Here is a 22945-nt window from a genome sequence, read left to right as displayed (position 1 = left end):
TCGAGGAGGCAACGATGCACCTGTGGACTCGGGTCGTGCGCGCGACGGCACCGGCGGCGGTGGCCGCGCTCATCGCGATCGGACTGCCGTCGGGCGCGGCCGCCGATCAGCCCTTCGATCAGCTGGTGCACGAATTCTTCGACATCGGGCGGACATCGGTGCCACGCGCGGAGTGCGGGCCGGGGTCCGCGCCGGAGACGGGGCTGCAGGGCGACGTGCCCGCCGCCGACCGGGACAGTGGTCGCAGCGCGCGGGGCTACCACTGCAATATGTCGATGGCAGGCGGATACACCGGGCGCGGAGCCGGAATCACCTCCACCAGTTTCGAACACTGCGTCTATGTCGGGTCGTTCTTTCCCGGCACCCTGCTCGGTGAGCACCCGGGTGTGCAGGTGCTCGACGTGTCCGATCCGGCGAATCCACGGCACACCGCGACTCTGGCCGAGCCCGCGATGCTGGCCGGTACCTGGGAGACATTGAAGGTCAACACGACTCGTAAACTGCTCGTCGGCACCGGGGTTCCGCTCGCCATCGGCGCGGGCTTCCTGTCGGTGTACGACATCTCCGATTGCGCGCATCCCCGGCTGCTGAATCCGGGACCGGCGACGAATCCCGCGATGCCGCTGCCGATCACGACGCACGAGGGCGGCTTCTCCCCCGACGGCCGCACCTACTGGGCCTCGGGTATCGCGCCCGGCTTGCTCAGCGCGATAGACCTGACCGATCCGGCGAATCCGCACGTGATCTGGCAGGGCCTCACCGGGATCGAGGCGCACGGCTTCGGGGTGAGTCCTGACGGGAACCGGCTCTACATCTCCGCGCTCGGCGGGTTCACCGTGCTCGACGTGAGCGCGGTGCAACGTCGCGATCCGAACCCGCAGGTCCCCCACCTCGGGCGCACCTTCTGGACCGACGGCTGGGCCACCCAGCACAGCGTGCCGGTGACCTATGACGGTGTGCCGCACCTGTTCACCGTCGACGAAGGGGGTTCCGGCGGGGTGAAACTCATCGATGTCTCCGACGACACCGCGCCGCGCATCGTGAACAAGATCAAACTCGAGATCAATCTCGGCGAGCACGTCGACGCCCAGATCGGTTCGGCCATGGGCAATTCGCTGTTCTCCTACGATCCGCACTACTGCACGGCGGATCGACCGGCGAATCCGACCGCGCTCGCCTGTGGCTGGGCGTCCTCGGGCATCCGGGTGTTCGACGTGCGCGACCCCGCCGCGATCCGTGAGATCGCCTACTTCAACCCGCCCGCCCGCACCGGACGCAACCTCGAGATCTGGAACTCCCCGCACGCGCTGGCCTCGATCATCGGTATCCCCGCGATGAGTGCGCCCGCCGCACTGCGGGCCATGGCGGACGGATTGTTCGACCCGGCGCAGGTGTTGTCGGCGCGGGCGGGGCGGGTCGCGTTCGGTGATCTGTCGGCGGACTGGTGCATGTCACCGCCCGAGTGGCGGGGGAATCAGCTGTACGTCACCTGTTCCGACAACGGATTCATGGTGCTGAATCTGGACGAGTCGGTGTATCGGGCGCCCGCCGACCAGGTTTCGACGCTCGGGTCATGAGCATGCCCGCTGCTCGCCCGAGGGCTCTCGGGGTGGCGGCCGCACTGGCGGCGGCCGTGTTCTTCTTCGTCCTCGGTGCGGCGTCGCGCCCGCTGCTCGCGCCTGAAAGAACCACGCCCGCACCGGTGCTGAACACGACCGAGCTGGGTTTCGTGCAGGACATGACGGCTCATCACCAGCAGGCCGTGATCCTCGTGCAACGGCTCGACCCCGCCGCCGACGCGGGGGTTCGCGCGCTCGCCGAGCAGATCGCCGACACCCAGCGGGTCGAGATCGGCACCCTGCTCGGCTGGACACAGCTCGCCGGAGCCGCGCCGACCGCGACCACACCGATGAGCTGGCTGACGGCGCACCACCATTCGACCGGTGCCGCGACCATGCCGGGGCTGGCGACACAGGCCGACCTCGACGCCCTCACCACGGCACGGGGTACCGAGGCCGAGATCATGTTCCTTCGGCTGATGTATCACCACCACGCGGGCGGAATCACGATGGCCCGCGCCGCCGATGCCCTGCTCACCGACGGACCGGTCAAGCAAGCGGCCAGGTCCATGGCGCAATCGCAGAGCCGCGAAATGGGCTCGCTCGGTGTGCTTCTCGAGTTGCGCGGTGCGCGGCCGTGACCTATCGGCCCGGGAGGTCGCGGCGGGTGAACATGTCGTTCAGCGCGTCCTGACCGAGCTGGTTCTCGGCGTAGGTGAAGGTGCCGTGGTCGGCCAGCTCGCGGGCGGCGTCGAACAGGTGGCGGTAGAGCATGCGGGCGATGCTGCCGCCGACGGTGACCCGTCGGACACCGAGATCGGCGAGTTCGGCCATGGTGAGGCTGGCGGTAAGTCCCATGACGACATTGAGGGGGCCGTCGAGCTCGCGGACGAGGGTGGCGATGGTTTCGGTGTCGGCGGCACCGGGAACGAAGACGCAGTCGGCGCCCGCCGCGAGATAGGCGTTGCCCCGGCGGATCGCCTCGTCCAGCCCGCCACCGACGAGCAGCACGTCGGTGCGGCCGACGAGCACGAACGGCGCACCGCTGGCCGCGACCGCCGCGCGGGCGGCACGCACCCGGTCGACGGCGTGCACCTCCTCGAACAGCGGGGCCGCGCGCTCACCGGTGAAGTCCTCGATATTGCCGCCCGCCGCGCCGGCCGCGATGGCCTCCGCGATGGTGGTGGCCACGGCCTGCGCGTCCGGCCCGTACCCCTCCTCGAGATCGGCGCTCACGGGTATCCCCACCGCACCGGTGATCTCCCCGATCCGGCGCATCATCGTGCCCTTGTCGACCCGCCCGTCCTCTTCGGAGGCGTGGAAGTCGTGGTCGGGCCTGCCGTAGGAGAACGCGATCCCCGCACTTGTCGTGGCGATCGCCGGAAACCCGGCGGCTTCCAATACCCGCGCACTCCCCGCATCCCACGCATTGGGTAACAGAAAACACCCCGACCGATGCAGCTCGACAAACGCCTGTGCCCGCTTTCGCTGTGCCGTATCCACCCCTCCATTCAGCCACGCGAATCCGGTCCGCGCACCGAGACCACGCCGAACCGCATCGCACCGGCGGGGACCGGCGGGGGTGAGGACAACGTTATCGGGCGGCAACTGGGGAGAAAATCGCAGGCAATGGGGGGTGCGGACGATGGGCGGAGTATCGGCGGGCGGAAGGTTGGACGTGGTGGTGAGCGCGCGGGCGGAGATCGTCGCGGTGACGCGGTGCGGGCTGGAACAGGTGCGTGCGCGGATCGCGGCGGGTCTGGAGCCGGTGGGGGTGCGTGAGCTACCGGTGACCGAGGCGCTCGGCGGAACGCTGGCGGTGGCATTGCGTGCGGCCACGCCGCTGCCGCTGGTGGATACGGCGGCCATGGACGGTTACGCGGTCGCGGGGCCGGGTCCGTGGTGGCGGGTGCACGAGCACGTCGGGTACGCCGGGCGTCCCTGTTCGGTGGTGCTCGCACCCGGTGAGGCGGTGCGGATCGCGACCGGCGCCGCCACCCCGTTGGGCACCACGGCCACTCTGCGCGACGAACACATCGTCACCACCGTGGTGTCGGGCAAACCGGTGGTATTGCGCGCGCCCGATGCCCCGGTACGCGACGACACCCGGCGACAAGGCGAGAACTGGTCAACCGGAACCCAATTGGCGCCCGCGGGCACACGGGTGTCGGCCGCGCTGGTCTCGGCCGCGCTCAGTGCCGAGGCCGAAACCGTCACGGTACGTGGGCCGTTGCGCGCGGATGTGGTGATGACCGGTGACGAGATCCGTGCGGTCGGCCCGCTCGGTCCCGGCGAGACCCGCGATTCGCTCGGCCCGGTGCTGCCGGAGTTCCTGCGCTGCTGCGATATCGCGAGCACCGGGCTGTGGCATCTGGCCGACGAACGCGACCTGCTGCGTTCCTGGCTCGCCCTGAAATCGCACGCCGACCTGGTGGTGATGGTCGGGGCGACCGGCCGGGGCGCCGCCGACCACCTGCGCACCCTGCTCGCCGACCTCGGTGCCCGCATCGTCGTGGACCGGGTCGCGATCCGCCCCGGCGGCTCGACCCTCGTCGCCCAGCTTCCCGACGGCCGTGTCCTACTCGGCCTGCCCGGCAACCCGCTCGCCGCCGTCGCCGCCCTGCTGGCCGTCGGCCCCGCTGTCATCGACGCGCTCACCCTGCGGACCCCCGGCCCGACCATGTGGGGCAGGCTCTCCGACGCGGGCGTGATGGCGGGCGACGCCACCCGCATCGTCCCCGTCCAGCAACAGACCGGCGGCGTCTGGCGCAGCACCGGCCCCGCCCACACCCCCCACCTGGCCGGCCTCATCGGCTGCCAAGCCCTGGCAGTCCTCCCGCCCGGCACCGGCCGAGGCACCCTTGTCGAACTGCTTCCTCTCCCCCGCTGACACAGCGGGATTCACTGTGTGTGGTGCACCTCGGCGGTATTGGCGATCGCCGCCGACGGCACCTCGATCACCGGAACCGGTTTGTTGCTCGGATTACCACTGTTCTCCCCGCGATAACTGAAGCTGAGCTGCCCACCGGCACCCGGCACCTCGTCGAGGCTGTTGAGATTGAGCATCTGGTTGAGCACATCGAGGTGGGTCGGCATCGCGTAGTCCGACTGCGCGCGAGCCGACAGTCGTGCCGCCTTGGCCGCGATGAGTACGGCGTCGTGGGTGCCGATGGCGCTGCCGTCGTTCAGGTTCGCCGAGGCGAAGCCCAACTGCTGGAACTGCTCGTGGAATTCGCGGAAGAACGGTGGGGTGGACGGCGAATTCTGCAGCCAGCCCTGCGGATCGGTCTCCGTGGCATAGACGACACGCACATTCTTGGCCCGCAGTTGTGACTCCTGCGCGCGCAGGTCGAGCACCCCGAAATCGGCACCGGCCGCGACAATGGTCACCGCCGACGCCGGGCACACGCGATTGAACATCGACTCGAGAAAACCACCGAAATCGACGACGCGACCGGCGAAGGCCACCACTTTCGGCCGCACCGCGCACACGTTCTGCACGATGTTGGAGAACAGATTCGGGCTCGCCTCCGTCTGCCCGGACTGCCCGACGAAGCCCTGCGGCGGGAAAGCGAGCCGGTCGGCGAACGCGGTGGTGAAATCGTCGCGCAGCGACCGGGTGAACAGATCGGTGCCCGTGGTGGCCGACGGGTCGGGATTGAGCTCGGAGTTCAGGTCGTACACCAACATCGCCGAATCCAGGTCGGGATGGTGACCGAGGTATTTCTTCAGCGCCATGGCGTATTCGAGGTTCGGCGGTGCGGCGCGCACGAATCCCCGGATGGTGCCGTAGTTGAGTTGATCAGCCGTGGCGATCGAGCTCACGATCGGAATACTGTGCTCGGCAAGGCGTTCGGCCGCCTTCTCGGTCTGCACCGTCGACACGCGCAGGCCGGTCACCGCGACCAGCGGCTCCGCGCCACCGACCATCGTCGCGAGCTGTTCGACGACCGGCTCCCACTGCAACTGGTGGCTGCCCCAGTTGGCCAGCACCAGCTTCACCAGCGGCCGCTGATCGCCGACGGCCTTCGTGTGATTGATCCGGTACTGCGCGGTGTAGGCACCCTCGAGTGCGTTGCGCACCATGTCCGGTGTGACCGCCGAGGTCTTGTCGACGGTCAGCGAATCGAGCAGGGCGACGGTGACGGTGTGCCCCGACCCGCTCACCCGGCGGTTCTCCTCGGCGATCTTGTGCTGAATCCCCGACAACGATTCGTCGAAGACGTAACTGCCTTCGGTGACACCGACACATTCGCCGTCGACCTTCTCGACGCCGGAACTCTCTGCGCCGCAACTGTTGTCGGGCCACAGCTGCGGCACGGCGTACCCCAGTGCGAGGACTGCGACCAGTGCGGCACTCACCAGGAGCAGGTGCTCGCGCACCCACAGCCATATTCTCGTCGGCCACGGAGGCGGGGGTGGTGGCTGGTCCATTCGGGCCTCAACTCCAGAACTCGGCGTGTTTGCGATGCTGTTCGGCCTGGCTCAACAAGGGTTCGGGATCCCCGCGCACGGTGCCGACCACGGTGTCGCAATGCACCGCGATCTGCCGGTGCAGGGTGGCCCGGATGTCGGACAGCAGCGGATCACGCGACACCCACAGCTCGACCACCAGCTTGGTCAGGGCATCAGGATCCGAACAGCCGACCAGCGCGGCGTCGACCTGGGCCATCGCGGAGAAAACCGGATCGCAGGGACGCCGCGGCGCGGCCGCCACCTTGTGCAACAACGCGAGACCGGTCGCCGTATCACCGGATTCGACCAGCCCGGCCCGCACCCCGGCGCACACCGCATCGATGTCGCCTACGGCCATCGCGTAGGGCAGCACCTCTTCGGCACCGTCCTGGCAGTGATCACGCAACCACGCGAAGACCGTCGGCCAGTCCGTCGCGCCTGCCGGGCGGGCGGCGAGTTCGCGCAGCAGGAGCCGCCGCAGGACAACAGGTCCCGCACCGCCCGCTTCCGGCCACAGCAGAGCGGTGACAGTGGGCAGGTAGGCGAGTCCGCTGGTGAGCATGCCGCTACCGGTGGCGAGGAAGGCGGCGTGCCGGTAGGTGCGGGCGGCCGCGCAGGTCACCAGATCCGCGTAGGCCTCTTCGGGGAAGTCGCCAAGCAGGCTCGCGCGCACGGTGTCCTCCAAGCGGCCACGGGCACCCCCGTAGCCCGGCTCGGGACCTGCCAGCACGAGGGCCAGGGATTGTCCTGACAGCAGCGGGCGCTCTTGTAGCGCCGCCACGACAGTCGCGGACGCCCCGCGGTGGCCCGCGCACAGTTCGTACACCATGGTCGAGAGTTGGCGGTTGCCGATCGGCGCGATGCCACGGGCCCGCGGGGGCTGTAGGCCGGAGACCATCCGATGCGTGCCGTCGGCGCCCAGGTCGGGCAGTAGATAGCGACACCACAGGTACGCGACGTCGAATTCGTCATAGTCGAGCGCGTGGTCGCTCAGACCACCGGAGAACTCGAGCAGCCGCTCGGTGTGGGCGTCGATCAGACCACCCCTGCTGGTGACGACCACGGTCACCGGGTCAGCCACCCGATCGACGTCCGGTACGCGATCCGCGTCGCCACCGATGTAGGCAGGTCGTTCGCGGCGCGCTTCGACGAGCCCGTGCACGAACTCCCGACCCAACGCGGTGTCGGCGTTATCCACCAGCACAACGCAATTCAGCGTCATCGCACCCGCACGCGGTGACTGCCGGAACTCGTGGCGCAGGTCGGCGAGGAACACCTCCCACACCAGCGCGTTCACCGACTGCGTATCACCGCGCTCGGCCGACCGGTTCAGCTCGACGAGCACGTCGTAGGGGTCGACGGCCATCGCGCGATCGCGATGGCCGTACCAGGCCGGTGAGAGGGTCCGCCAACGCCGCATCGCCGCCAGCAGGATTTCCGTCAGTATCGGGATCGAAGAATTCAGCGGGAAAGGAAGTGGCGCCCCCGCGAGGCTGTCGGCGATGCCATGCAACAGGTCTTCCGTCGACCGGATATCCACCTTCTCCCGCAGCATCGCGCGGATCACGTCGCGTGCCTCGGGTTGGGTCGCCGGAAGATCCGCGGCCAGGGCCAGACCCGCGATCGTGAGCAGCGGAAATCCGAAGCCACCGTAGGTCCGGCTGATCCGGGCCAGTTGCGCGGCGACCGCGAGCAGGACAGCAGGCACCGTTTCGTGCTCGCAGTGCTGGAAATCCACTCGTGCACACGGAATCTGGTGCACGGCGACGGCCTTTTCGAGCTCTCTGAGAGCGCTCGTCTTACCGGCGCCGTGCGCACCTTCGACAACCAGCACCGGGTGCGCCAGATTGCCGGGCGGTTTGCGGCTCAGGTCGCGGCGCATCAGGCGACGCACGATGTCGTTCAGCATGGCGATCGCCTGCATCCGGCACTCCACAGGCAGCACACCCGGGAACCACCCCCACTCGAGATGCGATTCACCCTGGCAAACGGCGCATCAACTGTCAACCGTGTCAACACTTTTGAGCGAAGATGCCAGGCCCGCGTGTGGGCTACCCGTGCTGCGGCGGCTGCCACGGACGACCGTACGGGTCCTCCGGCTGCGTCGGGGCCGGGCCGACGGGCGGCGGTTCGGGGAGGTTGCGTTCCGGCTTGGGCGCAAGGTTTTTCGGCAGTGTCGGTTCGAAACCCTCGACCGGCTGACGGGCGGTGGCCTCGGCGGCGCGGACCGCTTGCTCGATCTTCGGGTCCGAGGCGGTCTCGAACCAGTCGGCCACGTCGGAGTCGTCCTCGATCTTCACCGGCGGTGTGTCCTCGGTGTTCGGTTCGTACCGGAACACCCCGTCCTCGCCCTTGGTGGCGAAGTTCTGGGCGAACCCCTCGAGTGCCTTGCCGAAATCGCTGGGGACCAGCCACACCTTGTTGGCGTCGCCCTTCGCGACCATCGGCAGCGTCTGCATGTACTGGTAGGCAAGCAGTTCCGGTGTCGGCTTGCCGTTCTTGATGGCGGCGAACACCTTCTCGATGGCCTTGGCCTGACCTTGCGCCTGCAGGTAGGACGCGGCCCGCTCACCCTGGGCGCGCAGGATGCGGCTCTGCCGCTCACCCTCGGCCGACAGGATCGCCGACTGCTTGGCGCCCTCGGCGGACAGGATCTGGGCCTGCTTGGCGCCCTCGGCGGTCTTGATCTGCGACTCGCGGGTGCCCTCGGCGGTGAGGATCATGGCCCGCTTCTCGCGGTCGGCCTTCATCTGCTTTTCCATCGACTCCTGGATCGACGGCGGCGGATCGATGGACTTGAGTTCCACCCGGGCCACCCGAAGGCCCCAGCGGCCGGTGGCTTCGTCGAGCACACCGCGCAGCTGGTTGTTGATCTGGTCGCGCGAGGTCAGCGTCTCCTCGAGCGTCATGCCACCGACCACGTTGCGCAAGGTGGTGACGGTGAGCTGCTCGACGGCGGCGATGTAGTTGCTGATCTCGTACACCGCGGCCTGCGGGCTGGTGACCTGGAAATACACCACCGAGTCGATCTGCAGGGTGAGGTTGTCCTGGGTGATCACCGGCTGCGGCGGGAACGACACGACCCGTTCACGCAGGTCGACTTTGGCGCGCACCCGGTCGGCGAAGGGGACGAGGAACGTGAGCTGACCCGACACCGTGCGCGAGTACCGGCCGAGCCGTTCGATCACCGCCGCCTCGGCCTGCGGAACGAGCGCAATAGATTTGAAAACCACCACCACGACCAGCAGGACGAGGACGGCGGCCACGATCAAGGCAACCATGGACTCTAAGGACCCTTCCAGACGACGGCAGTGGCGCCGTCGATCTTCATCACATAGACGGTCACACCGGCTTCGTAGACTTCGCTCGGATCGAGCGGACGCGCCGTCCACACTTCGCCACCGAGTTTGACCCGGCCCGAATACTCGGCGACGTCCTCGAGAACGAGCGCCGACTTCCCGGTCAGCGCATCGACATTCGTCGGTGTGGGCGGCGGAGTACCGAACCTGCGGCGCAGCACCGGCCGGACCCCGAGGAACAGCACACCGGCCATCGCGCCGAAGACGAGCGCGTCACCCCACAGCGGTAGGCCCGCGGCGGCGCTGACGCCCGCGGTGGCCAACGCCGCCACGCCGAGCATGAGCAGCGTGAGATCCCCGGTGAGCATTTCGGCCGCCGCCAGCACGAGGCCCGCGATCAGCCAGACTATTGCGGCCACCACCCAAGCCTAGCCCCGATCAGGCCGTCGCGGGCGGGGTCGCCCGCCCCCAGAGCCGATCTTGTGGTCCAACGGTTTTCGCGCGCCGCTCCCGCGGACCGCCCCCTGGCGGCTCTAAGCTCGGGCGGGTGAGTGCGCGTGACATGTACGGCGGCGATATCTACGCAGGCCACAACCGGACGAAGAAGACGCCGGTACCGCAGGTGGCGGCCGAACGGGATCTGGTGGTCGAGGACGCGGCGAGTGGATTCTGCGGTGCCGTAGTCGGTTTCGACCGCAGCTACGACGGCGAGTTCGTGAAACTCGAGGACGGTCGCGGGGCGGTGCGTCTGTTCGCGCTGCGCGAGGCGGCGTTCCTGATCGACGGCAAACCGGTGACGCTGGTCCGCCCGAAGGCCACCGCACCCAAGCCGCCGACCCGCTCCGCGTCCGGCTCGACGCGGGTAGAGGGGTTGCGCGCGCGGGTGGCTCGTGGCAGCCGCATCTGGGTGGAGGGCGTGCACGACGCCGCGCTCGTCGAGCGGGTGTGGGGCCACGACCTGCGGGTCGAGGGCGTGGTCGTCGAACATCTCGAGGGGCTCGACAATCTCGGCGCCCGGCTCACCGAGTTCGGGCCCGGTCCAGGCGCGCGAGTGGGGGTGCTCGTCGACCACCTGGTGACCGGTTCCAAGGAGTCCCAGCTCACCACCGGGCTCGGCCCACACGTCCTGGTCACCGGGCACCCCTTCATCGATGTGTGGCAGGCGGTGCGCCCGGCCGCCGTCGGGATCGAGGCCTGGCCGACGGTGCCGCGCGGTGAGGACTGGAAGACCGGCATCTGCCGCAGGCTCGGCTGGGGGACCCCGCAGGAGGGGTGGCGCCGGGTGTACAACGCGGTCGACTCGTTCCGCGATCTCGAGGCACCGCTGATCGGCGCGGTGGAACGGCTCATCGACTTCGTCACCGAGCCCGAGTAGCTCGACCGCAGGTCAGACCCGGCACACGGATCCGGGCGAACCTTTATGCTCGATGATTATGTGCTCTCCCAGTGCCACGCTGACGGTCTGGGCCGGCTCCTGGCTGGCCGGTACCAGCGCGCCCGACGACGTGCTGGAGTCGCTGCACGCCTGGGCGCCACGCCACACCATCGCCGCAGGCGACCCGGCCACCGGTGGCCGCACCGACCTACCGTGGACCTCCCGCGGCGACCTTCCCGGCACCGGCGCCATGCCGCTGCTCAAGGTGATCCGTGAGGCGATGGCCCCTGCGGGCGCACACCTGCGCCTGGTCCTGCCCGCACCCGGCGACGTGCGCGGCCTACCGGTGGGCAGCGCCTTCGCGGCGGACGCGATCGATGCGGAGGAAGGCATCCTGATCGGCGTCCCCGGCCAGGAAGGCACCGGCCTGATCCCGCACTGGGACGACGACGACACCCTGCAGTGGACCGTCTACAGCGTGATCGTCCCGCCCGTCGGCGACCCGGACATGACTCTCGGCGCCGCCGAGTACACGATGCGTGAAGCCGTCCGCGACGCCGCCGACGCGCTCATGCAGCTGCACACCACCTCGATCGGCCCGTCCGACGCCGACCCGCGCGAGCAGATCGAAGCCCAGCTCGCGGCCTACGCCAAGCACGCGTACCCCGACTCGATTCCGTTGCGCGCCAAGCGCATTCTCGACACGGCCGACCACGTCGCGGCGATTCTCACTGTCGCCGAACATGAACCGGCATCGTCACCGACCTCGGCCACCGCCATCGGCGCCCACGAATCACTGCTGCGTCCGCTGTGGAACACGATTCGCCAGGCGCGATTGGTCGCCATCCACGCCGCAGCTCGCCCACCGGCCTGATGCGGTGGGCGGCACCCGATGCGTGCCCGATCACGGGGTCGTCGACGAGCAGAATCCTGTTGTCGGTGCCGAAAGCACTGTGCTGTAGGCGATTCCCGGCGGTGTCAGGTCAGCGGTACGGCTGCTGATACTGGGGCTGATTCGGGTACGTAGCCTGCTGGGGCGGGTAGGGCATCGGCTGCTGGGGCGGGTACTGACCCTGCGGATACTGCGGCGGGTACGGCGCCTGCGGTGGCGCGTATCCGCCCTGCGGATGACCGTAGTTCGGCGTCTGCTGCGGGTAGGGCTGCTGGTGCCCGGGTGGGAGCTGTTGCGGCGGCGGCTGTTGCGGCGGGAAGAATGGCGCGGTGCGGTTCTGGCTACTCCGGTAGGCACGGAATATCAGGAGCGCCACGATGAGCACGATCACGAGTAGGACCAGCCACAACCAGCCGGGAATGAGCGCGCCGCCGCCCCTGCTGCCGCCACCACGACCACCCCGGCCCGGCTTGGCAAGGATTATCTCGGCGATATCGGCACTGATCATCGGATCTCCCCGTCACGAATGTTCGACCCTCCCGGCCGATGAACACCGGCGATGCTAACGCACCTGCCGCGCGAACGGGGAACCGCCGCTTCAGAATCCGTTGAGCGCGGTCTTCAGATCCGGGTAGTCGATGACGGCCAGGGTTTCGCGACGGACTTCGGGGCAGCTGCGCTGAGTGACGGTATCGACGATGTAGCGGTCGTAGGCGATGGCGGCGTTGGCGGTGGTGTCGCGCTGCGTCCACAGCGTCATCGCGCCGCTGAAGGCCACGTGCGCGACCTCGGGGCCCAACGCTTTCCAGGTGCCCTGCTGGGCGTCGAGGATGCTGCACAGGCTGTCGACGGTCGGCTGGGAAATGGTGGGTTCGATCGGTTCGGGGCCGGTCTCGTACCCGGAGTCACCGCCGCAGCCGGCGAGCGTGATTCCGGCGACGGGCAGCAGAAGCAGTGTGGCCGCGTGACGGCGTCTTGTCGAGCGCATCGGATGCCTCCGATCTGTCGATCACAACAACCGCCCAGCCTACCCGCGTTCGACGGGCAGACGGTGAATGGTTATGCGGTTGTGCTCACGGCCGCGCGGGCCGCTTCGGCATCTCGCAGCAGCCGACCGCGCACAGCGCACCGTTGACGGTGCAGCCGTAACCGGGGACTTCGCCCAGCTCACGGACGTCGCCCGCGCTCAGCCGTTCCTGAATCAGCTCGACGATCATCCGGGCGAAACGCGGGTCGGTGCCCGGCGTGGCCGCCCTGGCGTAAGCCATCCCGAGTTCGCCGGCGCGGGTCGCGGCCTCGTTGTCGAGGTCCCAGATCACCTCGAGATGATCGGAGACGAAACCGACCGGGCACACGACGGCGGCGTCGATTCCCTTGCCGTGCAACACATCCAGGTGATCGACGATGTCGGGTTCGAGCCACGGCACCTGTGGCGGGCCGGACCGCGACTGCCACACCACGTCGTACTCGGCGAAACCGGCTGCGGCGGCACACAATCGGGCGGCTTCGGCCACCTGCCTGCTGTAGAGGCGGCCACCGTCGGCGGGCGGTCCCGCGACATTGTCGGCGGCGACCGGGATGGAGTGCGCGGTGAACACCAGCCGCGCGTCCTCGCGGTGGTCGGCCGGAAGCTGTTGTACCGCAGCGGTGATCGCGTCGGCGAAAGCGGCGATCAGCAGCGGATGATCGAAATACTGGCGCAGCTTCACCAGTTCGGGCGCGCCCGCACCCACGGCGGCGCGGGCTCGGGCGATGTCCTCGTCGTACTGGCGGCAGCCCGAGTACCCACCCCACGCGGACGTGGGGAACACCAGGGCCGAGCGCACACCGTCGGCCGTCATCGTGGCGACGGTGTCCTCGACCATCGGATGCCAGTTCCGGTTGCCGAAATACACCGGCAGGTCGAGTCCGGCATCGGCCAGGTCGGCTTCCAGCGCGGTGATGATCTGCCGGTTGAGGGCGTTGATCGGCGAGACCCCGCCGAAATGCAGGTAGTGCTCGGCGACCTCGGCCAGCCGTTCCGGCGGCACCCCGCGGCCCCGGGTGACGTTCTCCAGGAACGGGAGCACGTCCTCGGGACCCTCGGGGCCGCCGAACGACAGCAGCAGCAGCGCGTCGGCCATCAGTTGGAGGTGAAGTTCTCCGGGAACCACATGTTGTGGCTCGCGCCGCCGTCGACGTAGATGATCGAGCCGGTGGTGGCGGGCAGCCAATCCGAGAGCAGCGCCACGATCGACTTGCCGACGGCGCGCGCGTCGGCGCCGTCCCAGCCGATCGGCGACGCGCCGTCCCAGTACTCGTCGAGCTGACGCAGTTGCTTGGCGTCGTCGGTGGCGGTACCGGCGATGGCCTTGGCGGCCAGGGTCTTCACCGGACCGGCGGCGATCAGGTTGGAGCGAATCTTCTTGGCGTAACCCACTTCCCGGGCCACGTACCGGTTCACCGACTCGAGCGCGGCCTTGGACACGCCCATCCAGTTGTAGTACGGCATCGCCACGCGCGGATCGAAGTCCATGCCGACGATCGAGCCGCCCTCGTTCATCACCGGCAGCACGGCGCGGGCCAGCGAGGCGTAGCTCCAGGCGGAGATCTCGAAGGACTTGGCCACATCTGGGCCGGGGCCCTCGAGGAACGGCACCGCGTCGGGACCCATCAGGGTCTTGGGCGCGAACGCGATCGAATGCAGCACACCGTCGACGCCCTCGGGCGCCAGTTCACGGATGGCATCGGCCAGCGCGCCGAGGTTCTCCTCGTTGGTGACGTCCAGCGGAATGGCCGGGGGCACCTCCTGCGGGAGCCGCTTGGCGATGCGGTCGATGAGACGCAGCCGCTCGGGGATGCCGGTGATGATCACCTTCGCGCCCTGCTCCTGCGCGACCGCCGCCGCGCTGAACGCGATCGAGGAATCGGTGATGATGCCGGTGATCAGGATGGTCTTGCCTTCGAGCAGTCCGCCCATGGGTTTTCGGTTCTCCTGCGATTCGGGGATGCGGCGGGCTGATCGCCCGCCACGGGGAGTCGGTCAGCGGGTCAGTGGCCCATGCCCATGCCGCCGTCGACCGGGATGACGGCGCCGGAGACGTAGCGGGAGTCCTCGGAGGCGAGGAAGCTGACGACAGCGGCGATGTCTTCGGGCTGACCGAGGCGCTGCAGCGGGATGAACTTCTTCGCCATCTCCTTCATGTCCTCGGGAAGATCCGCGGTCATGTCGGTCTCGATGAAACCGGGGGCGACGACATTGGCGGTGATGGAACGCGAACCCAGCTCGCGGGTCACCGAACGCGCGAGGCCGATGACACCGGCCTTCGAGGACGCGTAGTTGATCTGACCGGCCTGACCGCTCATACCCACAACCGAACCGAGGAAGATCATCCGGCCCCAGCGGCCACGCAGCATGGCACGGTTGGCACGCTTGGCACAGCGGAACGCACCGGTGAGGTTCGCGTCGATGACCTTGGTGAACTGCTCCTCGGTCATGCGCATGAGCAGCGTGTCGTCGGTGATGCCCGCATTGGCGACCAGCACCTCCACCGGACCCTGGTGCTCCTCGACCTCGGTGAACGCCCGGTCGACCGACTCGCTGTCGGTGACATCGCATTTCACCCCGAACAGTCCCTCCGGCACGCCCGACCCGCGATGGGTGACGGCGACCTTGTGCCCGTCGGCGAGCAGGCGCTGGGCCACCGCGAGACCGATTCCGCGATTACCGCCGGTGACCAGCACCGACCGGGATGTGACGTTCGACATAGGGTCCAACCTATCTGTTCTGGTTCGTGGGCCCGGCGTCAGGGTCGCACCGTTGCGACTGCTCACAACGCCGAGTACGGCAAGCTAGGGCAGGCGTTGACGATAGAGCAAGCTGACGAGCACGCCCGCCGCGACGAACAACATGCCGCCGAGCAGCCACGGCCTGCTGGCATCGCCCCGGGTGGTCTCGTAGCCGATCTGCTCTTCGAGAGTGTCGTAGACGGCGGTGAGCTCGGCGAGTGAGGAGGCGGTGTAGAAGTCGCCGCCGGACAGCTCGGCGATCTCGCGCAGCGAGTCGTTGTCCACGGGAACCTTCACCCGCTGCGAGCCGCCGCCGTCGGAATCGGGGATCTCGACGGTGCCCCACTCGGTGCCGAAGGAGATGGTCGACACCGGGATGCCCTTGTTCTTGGCTAGGCGGGCGGCGGTGAAACCGTGGCGCGGGTTGTCGATGTCCTTGTCGTCGGGCACCGTCTGCTTGCCGTCCGACATGAGCACCACGCGCGCGGGCGGCGGCGTTTCCGCACCACCGAGCACCGCGGCGAGGGTGTCGATGGACTGCAGGGCCGTCAGGATGCCCTCACCGGTGGCGGTGCGCTCGGCCAGCTTGATGTTGTCGATCGAGTGCTTGACCGCCTCACGATTGGTCGTGGGCGACACCATCACCGACGCGGTACCGGCGAACGTGACGAAACCGAGGTTGATACCCGGGGTCAGCCCCTCGACGAAGTCCTTACCCGCTTCCTGAGCCACCTGCAGCCGGTTGGGCGGCACATCGGTGGCCTCCATCGACAGCGACACGTCCATCACCAGCACCACCGTCGCGCGGTTGCGCGGCACCTTCTGCACGGCGGTCGGCCCGGCGGCGGCGATGGTGAGCAGGATCAGCCCGACCAGGATCAGCGCGATCGGCACGTGCCGCATCGGGCTCGGCCGCGACGGCGCGACCCGCTCGAGCACGGTCATATTGCCGAACTGCAGCATCCGCTTGTGGCGGGCGCGCTGCACGAGCACGTAACCGAGGACGAGCAGCGCGACGACGAGGAGGAAACCGAGCCAGGCGGCGGCGGTGAAATGCGAAATACTCACTGGCGAGGCACCCGCCCGCTCGGGGCGCCGAGGTTATGGCGCCGGGTGGACACGAACCGGACCACGTCGGCGATCCAGTCCCGGTCGGTCTGCAGAGTCAGCACCGGCGCACCACAACTGCGCAGCGCCTGATGCACCTGTTCGCGCTGCGCGTTGGCCGCGGCGGCGAAATCGGCGCGCAGCGTGGGGGTGACGCTGAATTCGCGGGTGTGCCCGGTCTCGGGGTCGTGCAGCACGACATCGCCGCCGTCGGGCAGGGCGATGTCGAGCGGGTCGAGCACCTCCACCGCGAGCAGGTCGTGGCGGGCCGAGATGGCGCGCAGCGAACGCTGCCAGTCCACGTCGCCGAGGAAGTCGCTGATCACCACGGCGAGACCACGTTTGCGCTGCGGGCGGCGCAACGATTCGATGCCCGCCTTCAGGTCACCGCGCACACCGTCGCGGGCGTGCGGGGTGGTCGCGATGCCGCGCAGCATGGTCTGGGCGTGCAGGCGCCCGGCGCGCGCGGGAATCCGGACCAGATCCTGACCGGTCGCCACGACGGCGCCGATGCGGTTGCCGCCGCCGGAGGTGAGGTGGGTGATGGCCGCGGCCGCCGCGATCGCCAGGTCGCGTTTCTGCACGCGCCCGGTGCCGAAGTCCAGACTCGACGACAGGTCGACCACGAGCCAGGTCTCGAGCTCGCGGTCGGCGATCATCTGGCGCACGTGCGGATGGGTGGTGCGGGCGGTGACCGACCAATCCATCTGGCGCACATCGTCGCCCGGCTGGTACAGCCGCGCCTCCCCCGGCTCCGAACCCGGGCCGGGGATGAGGCCCTGGTGGTCGCCGTGCAGCACACCGTCGAGGCGGCGGCGCACCGTCAGCTCGAGCGTTTTCAGCGCGGCCGACAGTTTCGGATCGGTCAGCTCCCCCGCCCGGAACGACGGCGGTACGTGAGACGGCTCGGGCACGCGGGCAACGGGTTCCGGCGCACTCACTGGGGCGCGACGTGGCCGGCGGGCTGGGACTGCTGCCCGTTCACCGGCTGCGGCGCAGGCTGGGACTGGGGAGCGGGCGGCTGGGGCACCGGCGGCTGCGAGTTCTGCGGGCCGCCGACGGCCTGCGGCGCGACCTGCGGCAGACCGACGGTCTGCAGTACCCGCTTGATGACGTCCTCGGGCGAAACCTCGTCGGCCAGTGCGTCGTAGGACAGCACCAGGCGGTGGCGCAGCACGTCCGGGATCACCTCGACCACGTCCTGGGGCACCACGTAGTCGCGGCCACGGATCAGCGCGACCGAGCGGGCGGCGGCGATGATGCCGAGGCTGGCACGCGGGGAGGCGCCGTAGGAGATCCAGCTCGCCACGTCGGGCATGCCGAACTCGGCCGGGGTGCGGGTGGCGCTGATGACGCGGACCACGTAGTCGACGAGCGCGTGGTGCACGAAGACGTTGGCGGCCACCTTCTGCAGGCGGATGATGTCCTCGGGCTCGAGGATCTGCTTGGGTTCCGGCGCGCTCACACCCATCCGGTAGATGATCTCGCGCTCCTCCTCCACGGAGGGGTAGTCCACGACGACCTTGAACAGGAAGCGGTCGCGCTGCGCCTCGGGCAGCGGGTACACGCCTTCGCTCTCGATCGGGTTCTGGGTCGCCATGACCAGGAACGGATCGGGCATCGGGTAGGTCTTGCCGCCGATCGACAGCTTGCGCTCGGCCATCACCTCGAGCAGGGCCGACTGCACCTTGGCGGGCGCCCGGTTGATCTCGTCGGCGAGCACGAAGTTGGCGACCACCGGGCCGAGCTCGGTGTCGAACTCCTCGCGGCCCTGCCGGTAGATACGGGTACCGATGAGGTCGGTCGGCACGAGGTCGGGGGTGAACTGCACCCGCGAGAACGAACCACCGACGACCTTGGCGAACGTTTCCACGGCAAGGGTCTTCGCGACGCCGGGCACACCCTCGAGCAGGACGTGGCCACGAGCGAGCACACCGACGAGCAACCGCTCGACGAGCCGATCCTGGCCGACGATGACCCGCTTGACCTCGTAGATCGCCTTCTCGAGAGTCTGGACGTCACGCTCCAGGGTGCTCGGCGTTGCCGTACCGGCGTCCTTCGCCAGCTTCGGCCCGCTCACACCTTCCGTCGAAGTCACCAACATCCCCGCTTTCGCTTTGGTCCTGTGCGTGCGGCCCCAACTATTCCATTGAATCGCCCGGTGCGCCGCAACCGGCCATGACTCGGCGGCAATTCGGCCCTCTCGGTGCGACAGCCCGAACGGGCGTGAGCGCGGAGTGCGGGGACACTACCTGCATCATTGCCGAAAACCGCCGGCTGCGCGACGGGTCCGGCGACATCGCCGAATTCGTCGACCGATGTCGTTGTTGCCGCACGACAAGTGTGTGCGTGTGCTTCCTCGCTGCACGGACAGTGGCGCCACGCCTGCTCGAACCACAGCCGGGCAACGGTGTGGACAGCCTGGCCGTTCGGACGATTTCGCCGACGACTCGCCCGAACCCGGGCAGCTTGTTACCCTCCCCCGCGAAACACATTGCGCCCGAATAATTCTCGGGCCGGGGGGAACGATTGGTGATGTATCCGGGGAATCAGCAGTTCGATCAGGGGCAGTTCGATCGGGGGCAGCCATATGGTGGCCCGCCGATCCATTACCCGCCGCAGCCGGTCTTCGATTTCGCGAAGCCACGCCCGCGCGGACGGGTGATCGGGCTGGTCGTCGGTTCGGTGGTGACGGTGTTCGCCTTGGTCGTCGGCGCGGCGGTATGGCTGGCGTGGCCGGAGCCGGCGGGCAGCAGCGCGCCGTTCTACCAGGCGTTGTCGTCGCTGTCGGGCAAACCGGCACTGCGGTACCGGACAACCGTGCCGAGCAGTGCCCACACCTGGGACGTCACCGTCACCGCGACCGGTGACACCACCGGAACGGTTTCGGTCGACGGGCAGTCCTCCGAGATCGTGCGCGCGGGCGGGCAGCTCTACCTCGGACCGGCCTCGGGCAAGGGCAATGATCTCGGGCGGGCACCGATCAGCGCCGCGAATCAGGACAAGTGGCAGACCGCGCCCGATGCCATCACGACCGAGGCCGCCGCGTTCTCCACCCCCGCGCTGCTGGCAGGCTGGCTGGCGGTCCAGCTGGACAACGCGGACGTCCGCGGCGGCGTCGAGGTCGACGGCGAGCCCGCGCTGCGCGCGGAAACCGAGGCGGGCATCCTCGACATCTCGGCGTCGGAACCGTATCGGGTGCTGCGGTGGACCCCGGCGAACGATTCGTTCGAGTCCGACGCGGCCGAATTGGTCCTCACCGAAGTCGCGGACTCGCTCGATCAGGTGCGGGCCGCGTTGCGCAACGCCATCGGCCGGCTCGGGGGCGCGGTGAACAGCGACTTCACCTTCCGTCCCGGTCAGGGCGCGTTGACCTGCAACACCGCGGGATGCACCGTGCGGCAACCGTTCACCGGCCGGATCACCCGCTCGGACCGGGCCCGGGTCACCGGAACCGCCACCGTCACCCTCACCGCGACGGTCTCGGTCGAGGGCCGCCACGGGGGCCGCTGTAGTGCGAGTGGCTCGTTCCCCTTCGACACCACCGGATTCGACGGCGAACTGACGTGCTCGGCACCCGAGGCCGGTGCGGTATTCGCCGCGGTCAACGCCGAGAAGCAGGCCGCCGCGGAGCGTCAGGCCCAGGCCGAACGCCGGAACGTGAGCTACGAGACACGCTTCGAGGCCGACACCGAGGTGATTGCCGAGGCCGTCGGTCAGGCGCAGGTGCAGGGCCTGCTCGACGCGATCGAGGAAGGCCTGCGCGAGCCCGACTGCGGCGCCGCGGGGTCACCGTGTTCGGCGGCCGAGGGGCAGCGGCCGGTACCCGAGGCGGTGCGGCAGGCGGTGGAGCAGCTGCGCAACGGCGGACTGCCGCAGCGGCTCGACGCCGACGGCACGCCGATCGTGTACGAAGGCAACCCGGACACGTCCTTCGCGGACCTGCTGGAATGGGAGAACTCGACGATCCACGAGGTACCGGGAATGGCCACCACCTACCGGCTCCTGCGCAACCCCGACGGCGACATCGGCTGGACCGACACCCACAACGGCCGGATCATGCCGTACCGGTGACCACCGGGGTCATTCGGTGACGATGCGCACCGCGTACGGCATGATGCCGCCTTCGCGCACGGGCGAAATCTTCACCACGTCACCGGATTCGGGGGCTTCGATCATCGTCCCGTCGCCGAGGTAGAGCGCGACGTGCTGGCTGCCGCCGGGGCCCCAGAACAGCATGTCGCCGCGTTCGCGTTCCGCGACGGGGACCCGGGTGCCCGCGTTGTACTGGTAGCCGCTGTAGTGCGGCAGCGAGACACCGATGCCCGCGAAGGCGTAGAGCATCAGGCCCGAGCAGTCGAAGCCGACCTTGTTGTAGTCGCCGTGCGAGTCGCCGACGCCGCCGTCGCGGATGCCGAGGGTCGGTCCTTCCTCGTCGCCACCGCCCCAGGCGTAGCTCACGCCGAGTTGGGACATGGCGCGGTCGATCACGGTCTCGATCGCGGCCGAGCCGGTGACCTGCGGTGTCGTCGATCGTGGTTTGGATTTTCGCGGTGCGGTCGGTGTCGATTCCAGGTCGGTGTGCGCGCGCTGGTCCTCGCCGAGGCGGGCGGCGCGGTCGCGGGCGGCCTGGTCGGCGGCGGCACGGGCGGCGGCCGCGTTGGCGGCGGCGAGCAGGGCGGAGAGCTGTGCCTTCTGCTGATCGTTCCAGTCGAGGAAGATCTCGCGCTGACTCTGCAGGCCCGCCACCGTCGAGCGGGCGGTGTCGAGGGCGATCTGGGCGGCGGCGCGGTCGCGCTGGAGGGTGTCGCGGGCGGCGGCCTGGTTGTCGAACTCGGCCTTGGCGACGTCGACGGCGGCCTGGGCGGCGTGCTTCTTCTGTTCGGCCGCACTCGCGGCGGCGTCGGCGTCGGCCTTGGCCTGGCGGGCGGCGGCGTTCTGGTTGGCCTGGGCGATCTGGGCGCGGCGCAGGTCGTCGAGCACCTGGCGCTGATTCTTCGACACCATGCTCAGCACCTGCGCGCGGTCCATCGCCGCGTCCGGCGTGGCGGACGCGAAATAGGTGACCACGGAACTGGAGGACGGACGCACATAGGCCTGGGTGGCGAGCTGATCGAAATCGCCTCGCGCGGCAACAACTTTCGCGCCGACGTCGGCGAGCTGGGTCTGGCTGTCGGCCACGGCGGCAGCGGCCGAGTCGGCGGCGTCACGCGCAGTCTGCAGATCGACGAGCGCCTGGTTGACGGCCTCGCGTTTGCCCGCGAGGGCGTCGTCGAGAGCACGCAATTGCTGATCGGCGGCGGCGACCCGGTTGATGAGGGCGCCGATCTCGCCGACGCGCGCGTCGACCTCGGCGCCCGCGCCCGCGATCTCGCTGTCGGACGGGTTCGGCGGTGGCGGCGGCACGGCCGTCGTCGGCCCCGCGGTCACGACGACAGCGAGCACGGCCAGCAATCCGATCGCTACCCGTAACCGCCCTGGTTGATCCTGCCCGCTCGCACCGCGCACGGCACCTCCGAGTGACTCGACTCGACATACGCCACTGGCGCATCAGCCGACTCAGTGACCCCAAGGGTCGACCAATGCCCCCTGTACCACTGCTTTCCCGATCGCGATCATCGCTACCGTACGACACATATTTCACAAAGGAAACAACTGCCACGGCATGACGGGACATCAATTCGGCGATTGCCCGGCATTAGCCTGAGGTGCGCCATGTTTCGGCGCGCAGAAACAGACCGAAGGTCTGGAAATGTGACTGGAGAGAAACCAGTTAACGGAGAGAACCCGCATCGTCGCCCGCGACGACGACCGCGTCGTCCTCCGGGCCACGCCGGGCCTTCACGAAGTAGAGCCCCGCGATCACCAGGACGGTCAGCGCGAGCATCACGCCGGTGATGGCGCCCCACGACACGCCCTCGGGCTGCTCGAGGCGGCCGACGAACGCCGACACGGCCTCCTCGGGGTGGTTGCCCCGGTACTTGGCCACGTCCTCGGCCCACTCGAGCCGGACGCGGCTGATGTCGTCGCTGTAGGTGCCGATCCAGTCGTCACTGAGCACCGCGACCGTGCCCTCGGTGTTCTTGCCCAGCTCGGTGGCCAGGTCACGTAGGCTCGAATCGTGGCCGGGATTACCGGGAACGACGACAACACTGAGCGGAATGCCGTCCGCGCGCGCCTCGGCGACGATCGCGGCCAGTTCCTGCTGATCCTTGCCCTTGGGCGCGGCCACGTGATTGTCGGCGAGGTCGGCGCGGAGACCGCCCAGATCCGTGTTCGGCGGCAGTTCGACGGCCATCGGCGCAAAGGTGTGCAAGACGGTCATTTTCCATCCGGTCTGTCGAGCCCCGGTCGCGATGCGACGGGCATCCAACACTGCCAAGGTGAGCGTCACTGCGTCTGTCCCCGACTCGCTCGACAGGCACAGTACGCGACGGCGCACGGGAACCGGTCGCCACGGCACGCCGTGTGCTGACGCGGCGCCCCGATT

21 protein-coding genes are annotated in these 22945 nt (G+C 68.9%); 6 read left to right on the top strand and 15 right to left on the bottom strand.

What is annotated here, in order from left to right; genetic code table 11:
- Positions 1-14: 14 nt before the first annotated feature.
- On the top strand, positions 15-1577 hold the full coding sequence (locus ACSVDM_RS02210; protein WP_439262331.1) for an LVIVD repeat-containing protein: 1563 nt from the start codon (positions 15-17) through the stop codon (positions 1575-1577).
- Positions 1574-2200: a DUF305 domain-containing protein gene (locus ACSVDM_RS02205; RefSeq protein WP_439262329.1), complete on the top strand. Its 627-nt coding sequence runs from the start codon at positions 1574-1576 to the stop codon at positions 2198-2200. Before ACSVDM_RS02210 ends, ACSVDM_RS02205 begins: the two co-directional genes overlap by 4 nt.
- A 1-nt stretch (position 2201) precedes the next feature.
- Here ACSVDM_RS02205 and ACSVDM_RS02200 read toward each other — a convergent pair whose 3' ends face one another.
- A complete protein-coding gene (locus ACSVDM_RS02200; protein ID WP_439262327.1) occupies positions 2202-3062 on the bottom strand; it encodes an isocitrate lyase/PEP mutase family protein in 861 nt (286 codons plus the stop codon).
- A gap of 142 nt (positions 3063-3204) precedes the next feature.
- Here ACSVDM_RS02200 and ACSVDM_RS02195 point away from each other — a divergent pair, with 142 nt between their 5' ends.
- A complete protein-coding gene (locus ACSVDM_RS02195; protein WP_439262325.1) occupies positions 3205-4449 on the top strand; it encodes a molybdopterin-binding protein in 1245 nt (414 codons plus the stop codon).
- Between the two features lie 11 nt (positions 4450-4460).
- On the opposite strand, the gene ACSVDM_RS02190 is transcribed toward ACSVDM_RS02195, so the two are convergent.
- From ACSVDM_RS02190 to ACSVDM_RS02175, 4 genes are all read right to left on the bottom strand, one after another.
- Positions 4461-5942 (bottom strand): ABC transporter substrate-binding protein, encoded by a 1482-nt coding sequence (locus ACSVDM_RS02190; protein ID WP_439262323.1) that lies wholly within the window; start codon positions 5940-5942, stop codon positions 4461-4463.
- A gap of 58 nt (positions 5943-6000) precedes the next feature.
- Complete coding sequence (locus tag ACSVDM_RS02185; protein ID WP_439262321.1) at positions 6001-7938, bottom strand: hypothetical protein; 1938 nt, start codon at positions 7936-7938, stop codon at positions 6001-6003.
- 127 nt (positions 7939-8065) lie between these two features.
- Positions 8066-9295, bottom strand: coding sequence for an SPFH domain-containing protein (locus tag ACSVDM_RS02180; protein ID WP_439262319.1), 1230 nt, complete (start codon positions 9293-9295; stop codon positions 8066-8068).
- Positions 9296-9300: 5 nt separating this feature from the next.
- Positions 9301-9732 (bottom strand): NfeD family protein, encoded by a 432-nt coding sequence (locus tag ACSVDM_RS02175; protein ID WP_439262317.1) that lies wholly within the window; start codon positions 9730-9732, stop codon positions 9301-9303.
- Positions 9733-9875: 143 nt separating this feature from the next.
- Between ACSVDM_RS02175 and ACSVDM_RS02170 the strand changes: the two genes are divergently transcribed.
- Entirely contained in the window at positions 9876-10688 is an 813-nt protein-coding gene (locus tag ACSVDM_RS02170) for a DUF3097 domain-containing protein (RefSeq protein WP_439262664.1), read from the top strand.
- Positions 10689-10746: 58 nt separating this feature from the next.
- Positions 10747-11562 (top strand): hypothetical protein, encoded by an 816-nt coding sequence (locus ACSVDM_RS02165; RefSeq protein ID WP_357146194.1) that lies wholly within the window; start codon positions 10747-10749, stop codon positions 11560-11562.
- 109 nt (positions 11563-11671) lie between these two features.
- On the opposite strand, the gene ACSVDM_RS02160 is transcribed toward ACSVDM_RS02165, so the two are convergent.
- The 8 genes from ACSVDM_RS02160 to moxR1 form a co-directional block, all read right to left on the bottom strand.
- On the bottom strand, positions 11672-12088 hold the full coding sequence (locus ACSVDM_RS02160) for a hypothetical protein (RefSeq protein WP_439262315.1): 417 nt from the start codon (positions 12086-12088) through the stop codon (positions 11672-11674).
- 90 nt (positions 12089-12178) lie between these two features.
- Positions 12179-12568 (bottom strand): hypothetical protein, encoded by a 390-nt coding sequence (locus ACSVDM_RS02155; RefSeq protein ID WP_439262313.1) that lies wholly within the window; start codon positions 12566-12568, stop codon positions 12179-12181.
- 85 nt (positions 12569-12653) lie between these two features.
- Positions 12654-13703 carry a ferrochelatase gene (locus ACSVDM_RS02150; RefSeq protein ID WP_439262311.1) on the bottom strand — a complete coding sequence of 350 codons (1050 nt, stop codon included), beginning with the start codon at positions 13701-13703 and terminating at the stop codon, positions 12654-12656.
- Positions 13703-14539, bottom strand: coding sequence for an NADH-dependent enoyl-ACP reductase InhA (inhA, locus tag ACSVDM_RS02145; RefSeq protein WP_067493763.1), 837 nt, complete (start codon positions 14537-14539; stop codon positions 13703-13705). The genes ACSVDM_RS02150 and inhA overlap by 1 nt, the downstream gene beginning before the upstream one ends.
- 71 nt (positions 14540-14610) lie before the next feature.
- On the bottom strand, positions 14611-15327 hold the full coding sequence (fabG1, locus tag ACSVDM_RS02140) for a 3-oxoacyl-ACP reductase FabG1 (RefSeq protein ID WP_067493761.1): 717 nt from the start codon (positions 15325-15327) through the stop codon (positions 14611-14613).
- An 84-nt stretch (positions 15328-15411) separates the two neighbouring features.
- On the bottom strand, positions 15412-16416 hold the full coding sequence (locus ACSVDM_RS02135; RefSeq protein WP_067635960.1) for a VWA domain-containing protein: 1005 nt from the start codon (positions 16414-16416) through the stop codon (positions 15412-15414).
- Entirely contained in the window at positions 16413-17369 is a 957-nt protein-coding gene (locus ACSVDM_RS02130) for a DUF58 domain-containing protein (protein WP_067493757.1), read from the bottom strand. Before ACSVDM_RS02130 ends, ACSVDM_RS02135 begins: the two co-directional genes overlap by 4 nt.
- Positions 17370-17392: 23 nt before the next feature.
- Positions 17393-18559, bottom strand: a complete 1167-nt coding sequence (gene moxR1 / locus ACSVDM_RS02125; RefSeq protein ID WP_067635964.1) for a chaperone MoxR1 — start codon at positions 18557-18559, stop codon at positions 17393-17395.
- 431 nt (positions 18560-18990) lie between these two features.
- Here moxR1 and ACSVDM_RS02120 point away from each other — a divergent pair, with 431 nt between their 5' ends.
- Positions 18991-20529, top strand: a complete 1539-nt coding sequence (locus ACSVDM_RS02120; protein WP_439262307.1) for a hypothetical protein — start codon at positions 18991-18993, stop codon at positions 20527-20529.
- 9 nt (positions 20530-20538) lie between these two features.
- Here the strand turns inward: ACSVDM_RS02120 and ACSVDM_RS02115 are convergent, their stop codons facing one another.
- Together ACSVDM_RS02115 and ACSVDM_RS02110 are read right to left on the bottom strand one after the other, a co-directional pair.
- Positions 20539-21963: an NlpC/P60 family protein gene (locus tag ACSVDM_RS02115; protein WP_439262305.1), complete on the bottom strand. Its 1425-nt coding sequence runs from the start codon at positions 21961-21963 to the stop codon at positions 20539-20541.
- A gap of 265 nt (positions 21964-22228) precedes the next feature.
- Complete coding sequence (locus ACSVDM_RS02110) at positions 22229-22780, bottom strand: Rv1476 family membrane protein (protein ID WP_439262303.1); 552 nt, start codon at positions 22778-22780, stop codon at positions 22229-22231.
- Between the last annotated feature and the right edge of the window lie 165 nt (positions 22781-22945).

The organism is Nocardia sp. JW2, from assembly GCF_051843015.1.
GTDB classification, from domain to species: domain Bacteria; phylum Actinomycetota; class Actinomycetes; order Mycobacteriales; family Mycobacteriaceae; genus Nocardia; species Nocardia coubleae.
Note: the sequence above shows the minus strand (reverse complement) of the source record. Positions and strands in the feature narration are given on the sequence as shown.